General features: G+C 68.4%; 11 protein-coding genes. 1 reads left to right on the forward strand and 10 read right to left on the reverse strand.

Annotated features, from left to right (window positions below; genetic code table 11):
- The 10 genes from AC3XYG_RS35390 to AC3XYG_RS35435 form a co-directional block, all read right to left on the reverse strand.
- Nucleotides 1–431, reverse strand: a 431-nt coding sequence (locus AC3XYG_RS35390) for a PAS domain-containing protein (RefSeq protein ID WP_489144589.1), incomplete at its 3' end; no start/stop codon positions are given.
- Nucleotides 412–1,026 (reverse strand): chemotaxis protein CheX, encoded by a 615-nt coding sequence (locus AC3XYG_RS35395; RefSeq protein ID WP_489144590.1) that lies wholly within the window; start codon nt 1,024–1,026, stop codon nt 412–414. The genes AC3XYG_RS35395 and AC3XYG_RS35390, both read right to left, overlap by 20 nt.
- Nucleotides 1,027–1,070: 44 nt before the next feature.
- Entirely contained in the window at nt 1,071–1,454 is a 384-nt protein-coding gene (locus AC3XYG_RS35400; protein ID WP_489144591.1) for a response regulator transcription factor, read from the reverse strand.
- A gap of 79 nt (nt 1,455–1,533) precedes the next feature.
- Nucleotides 1,534–1,782, reverse strand: coding sequence for a hypothetical protein (locus tag AC3XYG_RS35405; RefSeq protein ID WP_489144592.1), 249 nt, complete (start codon nt 1,780–1,782; stop codon nt 1,534–1,536).
- Complete coding sequence (locus AC3XYG_RS35410) at nt 1,779–3,983, reverse strand: chemotaxis protein CheA (protein WP_489144593.1); 2,205 nt, start codon at nt 3,981–3,983, stop codon at nt 1,779–1,781. The genes AC3XYG_RS35405 and AC3XYG_RS35410 overlap by 4 nt, the downstream gene beginning before the upstream one ends.
- Nucleotides 3,980–4,369 carry a response regulator gene (locus AC3XYG_RS35415; RefSeq protein ID WP_489144594.1) on the reverse strand — a complete coding sequence of 130 codons (390 nt, stop codon included), beginning with the start codon at nt 4,367–4,369 and terminating at the stop codon, nt 3,980–3,982. Before AC3XYG_RS35415 ends, AC3XYG_RS35410 begins: the two co-directional genes overlap by 4 nt.
- Nucleotides 4,362–5,213, reverse strand: a complete 852-nt coding sequence (locus AC3XYG_RS35420; RefSeq protein WP_489144595.1) for a CheR family methyltransferase — start codon at nt 5,211–5,213, stop codon at nt 4,362–4,364. The genes AC3XYG_RS35415 and AC3XYG_RS35420 overlap by 8 nt, the downstream gene beginning before the upstream one ends.
- Nucleotides 5,206–5,829 carry a HEAT repeat domain-containing protein gene (locus AC3XYG_RS35425; RefSeq protein WP_489144596.1) on the reverse strand — a complete coding sequence of 208 codons (624 nt, stop codon included), beginning with the start codon at nt 5,827–5,829 and terminating at the stop codon, nt 5,206–5,208. The genes AC3XYG_RS35420 and AC3XYG_RS35425 overlap by 8 nt, the downstream gene beginning before the upstream one ends.
- 1 nt (nt 5,830) lies before the next feature.
- A complete protein-coding gene (gene cheB / locus AC3XYG_RS35430) occupies nt 5,831–6,913 on the reverse strand; it encodes a chemotaxis-specific protein-glutamate methyltransferase CheB (protein WP_489144597.1) in 1,083 nt (360 codons plus the stop codon).
- Nucleotides 6,910–7,044 (reverse strand): hypothetical protein, encoded by a 135-nt coding sequence (locus tag AC3XYG_RS35435; RefSeq protein WP_489144598.1) that lies wholly within the window; start codon nt 7,042–7,044, stop codon nt 6,910–6,912. Before AC3XYG_RS35435 ends, cheB begins: the two co-directional genes overlap by 4 nt.
- Between AC3XYG_RS35435 and AC3XYG_RS35440 the strand changes: the two genes are divergently transcribed.
- Nucleotides 7,039–7,170: a hypothetical protein gene (locus tag AC3XYG_RS35440; RefSeq protein WP_489144599.1), complete on the forward strand. Its 132-nt coding sequence runs from the start codon at nt 7,039–7,041 to the stop codon at nt 7,168–7,170. The two genes, AC3XYG_RS35435 and AC3XYG_RS35440, sit on opposite strands and share 6 nt — an antisense overlap.
- The last annotated feature ends 95 nt before the right edge of the window (nt 7,171–7,265 follow it).

The following is a 7,265-nucleotide window of genomic DNA, read 5'->3' on the forward strand; positions in this document are numbered from 1 at the left end:
TTGTATCGGGCGTTCTGTCGCTCGCGCAGGATCTGTTCGCGGTGCGAGGCGGCCGTGATGTCCGTGATCTGGATCAGGGCGCGGGGCGGTGCCCCATCACCAAGCGGGCGGATCGAGACGTTGTGGATCAACTCGCCGCCGTTGCGCGTCTTCAGCGGAAACACGGCCGCATGCAGCGCGTGGCTCATCACGCTCGACGCGCCGGACTCCAAGGCTTCCCGGATCGCCGAAGCCAGCCGCCCGTGGCCCAGTTGCGGGAACAGCTCGTCGACGGTTTTGCCGATGCAGGCCGCGGCCTCAAGACCGCTCGCGGCCGCCAGCCAGGCGTTCCAGCCGGCAATGCGCCGGTCGGCATCCAGCACGATGATGCCGCAGTCCAGGTCGTCGAAGACGGCACCGTGCAGTTGCGGATCAGGCCTGGATATCGCCATCCGGCGCCCCGTCACCCGTTGCCCGGTCGATGAAGTCACGAAGCAGGCCCTGCAGGGCCGACAGGGATGGCATGTCCATCAGCATGGCAATGTATCCGCTGACATCATGCTTCTTCACCACAAAGTCGATGTAGATGAAGATCACCACATCTCCCCGTTCGGGTGGAGGCCCAATCTCGAAGAATTCCCGTCCTTCACCGCGCAGCAGTTCCGGCAGCGAGATCTTCAGCCGCCGCTGCAGCATATTCGCCATGGTGGCGAGGCAGCCGTTGAGAACAACATTCCCCGTCTCGGTCAGCGCCTCCTGCTCGAGCTCGATGATGTCCTCCAGCGGCAGGTCGCCGCCGGTCACCGCCCGGACCAGTTCCAGGCTCTTGATCTCCGGGAAGATCAGCAGCGCCCGCCCGGTGATATCCCCTTCGAAAACCTGGTGAACCGCGACGAGCCGCCTGGGCTCCCGTTGGTCAAGAAGCTCGATCGCGCGATCCCGCCCCATCAGCGAGACATTCGGCACCGAAAGCAGCACCTGCTGGCCGACCATGTCGCGCAGGTTGGTGGCGGCACGGCTGACCCCGATGTTGACCAGCTCGGTCAAGGCGTCGAGCTCGAGCTCGTCCAGTATTGTCAGGCTTGGGGCGGTCACTGCGATGCCGATGCAAGCTGAAGGGCCGCCGCGGCAAGGAACTCTTTCAAGGCCAGGTCCGCCAGCGGCTTCGGCAGGAAGGTGGCCCCGATCTCGCGCGTCCGGTTGACGATCTCGACCTGGGTGTTGGCCGAAATCAACGCCACCGGCATCGTGGGGTGCAGCTTGCGCAGATCCGCCGCCAGGTCCAGCCCGTCCCGCCCCGGCATGTTGAAATCGAGCAGCGCGACGTCGACCAAGGACTCGCGAACCAGGGCCAGCGCCTCTTCGGCGTTGCTCGCCTCGACCCGGGTCCATTCCGGCTGCAGCGTCCGCAACGCTTTCGCCACCGCCATGCGCGCCAGCTTGCTGTCGTCCACCACGAGGACTCTGTAGGTCATGTCCGCCATCCGAAGCGGATCCGTGCAGGATCCGATTGCAATCATCCTGTATCGCACCCCCGGGGTGCAGACGCTAAGCCTAATCCCCGGGGTGGACAAGCAAGGGGGCCACCACGTCGCGCAGGAAGGCCCCGCGCGGCGGTCCGCACAGCGATGGCTGCGCCGCCAGCAGGATCTGGATGACAGCGGTGTGCGCCGCCTCGCAGCCGCTCCAATCCACGACCGCCCCAGGGGCGGCCAGCAGGCATTGCAGCAGCGGCTCGGCATCCTCGATCGGGCAGACTCCGTACAGCCGGATCGTCGCGTCATCGATGCGTTCGACGCTCATGGCAGCAACCCCTGCAGATCGAGGACGATCAGCACGCGTCCATCCCCCAACAGGGTCGTCCCCGCCAGGCCCGGCATGCCGGCTAGCAGACCTTCCATCGGCTTGAGCATGACGTCCAGCCGGCCCTCGAAGCGGTCGACCTCGACGCCGCACATCTGCCCCCCGACCGCCGCGACCACGATATTGGCCTCAGGAGAGGGTTCTGCTTCGGCGCGGCCCCCGAGGGCTTCGGCCAGGGCGATCAGCGGGATGGTGCGGTTCCGCAGCACGAAGGCCTGGGCCGCCCCCATCGGCACGATCCAGTCCCGGCCGACCCGCACCGTCTCCACCACGGCGTCGAAGGGGATGCCGAACATCTGGCCGCCGGCCTCGACAGTCATCACCCGGGTCATCATGACGGTGAAGGGCAAGGTCAGGCGCAGCGTGGCGCCCTGCCCTGCCCGGCTGTCGAGGACGACCCGGCCGCCCAGCTGCTCCACCGCCGTGCGGATCGCATCCATCCCGACGCCACGCCCGGACCAACCGCTCACCCCATCGGCCGTCGAGAAGCCGGGCGCGAAGACGAGGTCGACCACCTTATCATCCGGCAGGGCGGCAAGATCCGCAGCCGGCAGGAGACCACGGTCTGCGGCGATGCCGCGGACCCTGTCGACATCGATGCCGCGGCCGTCATCGGCAATGCTGACCACCAGTTGTTCGCCCATCCGCTCAGCGCCCAGGCGGATCACGGCCGGCACCGGCTTGCCGAGGGCCGCGCGGTCGGCTGCCGTCTCGATCCCATGGTCCACCGCATTGCGCAGGCCGTGCAGCAGCGGTTCGAACAGCGCTTCGACGATCGTCTTGTCAGCCTCGGTCGCGCCGCCCTCGACCACCAGCCGCGCCTGCTTGCCGAGGCTGGCCGCCATTTCGCGCACCAGGCGGGGGAAACGCTGGAACACTTGCTGCAACGGCAGGACGCGGATGCTCAGCACAGCCTGCTGCAGCTCGGCCACCAGACGCGCGAACTGGTCGTGCTGGTCTTTGAGAACGGTTGCCAGCGCCTGCCCATCAGCCCCGTTCTGGGCCAGGCCCAGGGCATGGCCGAGGGCGTTCTTCGCCACGGTCAGCTCACCGGCCAGTTTCATCAGGGCGTCGATGCGCTCGACATCGACCCGCATCACCCTCGCCGTCCCGTCGGGACTGGCGGGGCCGGGATCCGGCTCGGCGGACGCCTGGCTGGGCGGCGCGACGGCTGAGCCGTCCAGAACCTGCCGGATCGCGGCGCGAAGGGCGGTCGGATCGCGGGCGGCTTCACTGCCGGCGAGTGCTTTGCCGAGCCGCTCCGCATCCGCCTGATGGCCTTGGGCGCGCATGACGTTCGCGGCGACCCTGCCCGCAGACACCAGCGTCCCGGCCAGGCCTTCGGCGCCGGCGTCGGCCAGCAGCAGGATCTGCTCTTCCAGCCCCGCCCGGGCGGCCGGCGATGACAGGGCCGCATCCGTGCTGCCGGGCACCGGCGACAGCGACAGGATCTCGACCTGGTCGCGCACCGACGCCAGCTGTCGCGCCGCCTCTTCGGCCGGCGCCGTGCTGAGGACGAGCAGGATCAGGCGACAGGCGAAGGGATCCAGCGCGTCGAGCTCCGGCCACGGCTCGGCGGTCTCGATCCGCAGGGCCTCGACACCGCCCAGCCCGGCGATCATGGCCAGGGGATCCTCGCCGTGGAAAAAGCAGTCCGCGTCGGGCGCATAGCGGATGGCGGACCGGGCCCGGACCGCGGCGGCGGGGTGTCCGGCCAGCAGCGCCGCGACCCAGCCGGTGGACGGTGCCGCTGTCGCCAGAAGGCTGGATCCTGCAAAACGCTGCACGATCGCATCCGCGGCAGCATCGGCATCCGTAGGCGCCTCGCCGTCCACTGCCATCCGGTCGAGCCATCGCACCACCTGGTCGAGGCAGGCCAGGCAATCGCTGACCACGTCGGTGGTGACCCGGCCGGTGCCAGCGCGCAGGGCGGCCAGCACATCTTCGGCCCCATGAAGGGCCCGGGCCATCGCCGTGAAATCCACGATGCCGGCGCCACCCTTCAGGGTGTGGAAGGCGCGAAAGGCGCTGTCCAGCCGCTCAGCATCGTCGGGCCGCTGCTCAAGGGCGAGCAGGTCGTCGGAGGCCTGCTCGACCAGCTCTCGCGATTCGATCAGGAATTGTTCGATGAACTCGTTCATGCCGGGACCCCGCACAGCAGCCCCGCATGCTCGACCAGCATCTCCCGGCTGACCGGCTTGACCAGATAGAAATTCGCACCGGCACTGCGGGCCGCCGCCCGGTCCTGTGGGCCGGATTCCGTGCTGGTCACCAGGGCCGGAATCGACGCGTTCGGACCGGCTTGGCCACGTAGCACCCGCAGGAAGGTCAGGCCGTCCATCTGCGGCATGTTGATGTCGACGATGAGAAGATCGACCGGGGCGGTGAGCAGTCTTTCGAGGGCCTCCAGCCCGTTCAAAGCCTCGTCCACCGCGTAGCCGGCCCGCTCCAGCGCTTCGCGATAATACAGGCGGACCAAGCCGGCATCGTCGACCACCAGGATGCGCGTCGCCGCGGCGTCAGGCATGGTTGTCCTCCCGCGGGCGTTGATAGACGATCGCGTCACCGAAGCGGCGGGCCTCGAACAGCGGCGAGATCCGGCTCATCGACTCGGTGTGGCCCAGGCAGATGAAGCCGCCCGGCGCGAGGTTCTCGTAGAGATTCTCTGCCGCCACCCGGCGCGACGCATCGTCGAAATAGATCAGGACATTCCGGCAGAAGATCACGTCGAACTGGCCGTGCGGCCTGGTTTCGCCGGATTCGACCAGATTCGCGGGGGTAAAGCGGATCGAAGTCCTGAGGTCGTCGAGGATGGTCCAGCGGTCCTCGTCCAACGGGACGAAATACTTGGCGATCAAATCTTCCGACAGCCGCATCAGGGCCCGCTTGCCGAACACCCCCGCGGCGGCCTCCTGCAGCACGCGGGTGTCGATGTCGGAACCCACGATCTCCACGTCGTAGCCGTCGACGTCGGGCCAGTTCTCCAGCAGCCAGATGGCGATGGAATAGGGCTCTTCGCCCGTCGCGCAGGGCACCGACCAGATCCGGATGGTCTGGCCCCGGCCCTTCAACCGCGTCCGCTCGGGCAGCAGATCGTTGGTGAGACAGCGGAGCTGATGATCTTCGCGGTAGAAATAGGTCTCGTTGACCGTGAAGGCATTGATGAACTGCTCGATCTCGCCACGGACGTCGCTGCGCAACAGGGCGAAGTAATCGGCGAACGATACGGCGCCGGTCGCCTCGATGCGGTCGATCACCCGCCGTTCGACATAGTAGCGCTTCGCCTCGGTGAAGACCAATCCGGTCCGCCGGTACAGGAATTCGCAGAGCCTGCGGAATTCCTCGGCCGTCACCGGCTGGGGTTCAACCATCGGCGTCCGGCGACTGCGACAGGATCCGCCGGGTCGCCATCTCGATGGCGAAGCCAAGGAACGGGTCGGCGGGGAATCGCTCCGGGCATTGCGCGAGGGCCGGCAAGGCGCTCTCGCCACCGATCTCGGCCAGGACCTCGACCGCTGCCGCACACACATTGGCGCTCGGATCATGCTGCAGCAGGTCGCAGAGCAACTCCGCCGCGCCCGCAATGGCCGGATCCCGCGCCAGGTCGCAGGCCAGCAGGCGGACATCGGCGTCCGGGTCGTGCAACAGCCCGGCCAAGCGCGGCGCGAGCGCCTGGGGCATCAGCCGCAACGTGTCGAGGATTGCGGTCCGCAGGCCGGATTCGTCCGACCGCAGATGGGGCAGCACGGCGTCGACGGCCTCGGCACTGCCGGTGCGGGCCAGGGCGGTCAGGATGGCCTCCCGCACCCTTGCATTCGCCTCGACCGCCAGGGCGTGGCCGAGGGCCGCGATCCCGCCCGGCTCCGACGCGGCACTGCGCGCAGCGGCCCAGCGCCGGTCGGCGGAGGCACTCGACAGATCGGCGATCGCCGGTCCCGGACTCGTCTGCGGGGCGGCAGTGGGAGGGTCCTTGCGGATCAGCGGCATGTCACGGCACCAGGGTGCAAAGGTGATCGGCGATCCTGTGCAGCGGCAGGACCCAGTCCGCACCATCCGCCTTCACCAGTTCACCCGGCATGCCCCACACCACGGCCGTCTCCTCTGCCTCGGCAATAGTCCTGCCGCCCTGGGCCCGGAGCATGGTCATGGCCGCGGCTCCATCATTGCCCATGCCGGTCAACAGGATGCCGATGAGCTGTGTTCCCGGCACTTGAGTCATCGCGGTCCTGACCAAGCGGTCGGCGCTGGGATGCCACAGATAATCCGGCTGAGCCGGCGCCGGCATGGCCATGAGGCCGGCGCTGCGCCGGGACACGATCAGGTCGGCATCGCCGCGGCCGATATAGGCACAGCCGGGCTGCAGCTCGGTCGGCCGCACCACCTCCGTCACCGACACCGCGGCGATGCCGTCGAGCCGGCGCGCCAGCGGCCCGGTGAAGCTGGCGGGCATGTGCTGGGCAATCAGGATCGGCCAGGGAAAACTCCGCGGCAGCCGCGTCAGCAGCGCCTCCAGCGCCGGCGGCCCGCCGGTCGAGGTGCCGACCAGGACCAGGCCGCCGCCGGATGGGACAATGCGTGCCCCGGGTGCATCGACGGCCGGCGCCGGGGTGCGGGGTGCCGACCGGGCACCGCCGATGCGGTGCCGGACCTTCTCCCGCAGCCGCAGGCTGGATTTGAGCTTCGCCCCGGCTGCGGCCCGGACCGTCGCGACCAGGCGCGGCGCCAGCTCGGCCATGCGCAGGGACATCGTGCCGGTCGGCTTGGTCACGAAATCCACGGCCCCCATGCGCAGGGCCTCCAGCGTCGCCTCAGCGCCATCCGCCGTCACGGACGACACCATGACCACCGGACAGGGGCGTTCGACCATGATGCGGTCGAGACAGGCCAAGCCGTCCATATCGGGCATGTGCACGTCGAGCGTGATCACATCGGGCGCGAACAGCTTGTGGCGGCTCAGCGCCTCCAGCCCGTTGCGGGCGTATTCGACCTCGAAATCCGGTTCGGCGGCAAAGACCTGGCCCAGCAACTTCCGCACCAGCGCGGAATCATCAACGACCAGGATTTTGATCAAGAATCCGCCCGTTTCGTCTTCGCCGCAAAGGCGTCGAGCAGACCGCGCTCCGACCGGCTGAGCAGCTCCGCCGGGTCGAGCAGCAGCACCAGGCGCCCGACCTGACCGGCGAGGCGACGCGGCTGGTGCATGCGGTGGTCAATCTGGAGGCTGCCGGGCGCTTGGTGCTGCTGCTCGACCCGGCGGAACTGCTTAGCCGGTCGGAGCGCGGCCTTCTCGACGCCTTTGCCGCCAAGACGAAACGGGCGGGTTCTTGATCAAAATCCTGGTGGTCGATGATTCCGCGCTGGTGCGGAAGCTTCTGGGCCAGGTGTTTGACGCCGAACCGGATTTCGAGGTCGAATTTGCCCGC

It is taken from the genome of Inquilinus sp., assembly GCF_057815775.1.

What these genes read in the sequence shown, in the direction of transcription:
- AC3XYG_RS35405 (WP_489144592.1), bottom strand. Translation starts at nt 1,782, where the DNA reads ATGAGCGTCGAACGCATCGATGACGCGACGATCCGGCTGTACGGAGTC.
- AC3XYG_RS35400 (WP_489144591.1), bottom strand. Translation starts at nt 1,454, where the DNA reads ATGACCTACAGAGTCCTCGTGGTGGACGACAGCAAGCTGGCGCGCATG.
- AC3XYG_RS35420 (WP_489144595.1), bottom strand. Translation starts at nt 5,213, where the DNA reads ATGGTTGAACCCCAGCCGGTGACGGCCGAGGAATTCCGCAGGCTCTGC.
- AC3XYG_RS35410 (WP_489144593.1), bottom strand. Translation starts at nt 3,983, where the DNA reads ATGAACGAGTTCATCGAACAATTCCTGATCGAATCGCGAGAGCTGGTC.
- AC3XYG_RS35415 (WP_489144594.1), bottom strand. Translation starts at nt 4,369, where the DNA reads ATGCCTGACGCCGCGGCGACGCGCATCCTGGTGGTCGACGATGCCGGC.
- AC3XYG_RS35435 (WP_489144598.1), bottom strand. Translation starts at nt 7,044, where the DNA reads ATGCACCAGCCGCGTCGCCTCGCCGGTCAGGTCGGGCGCCTGGTGCTG.
- AC3XYG_RS35425 (WP_489144596.1), bottom strand. Translation starts at nt 5,829, where the DNA reads ATGCCGCTGATCCGCAAGGACCCTCCCACTGCCGCCCCGCAGACGAGT.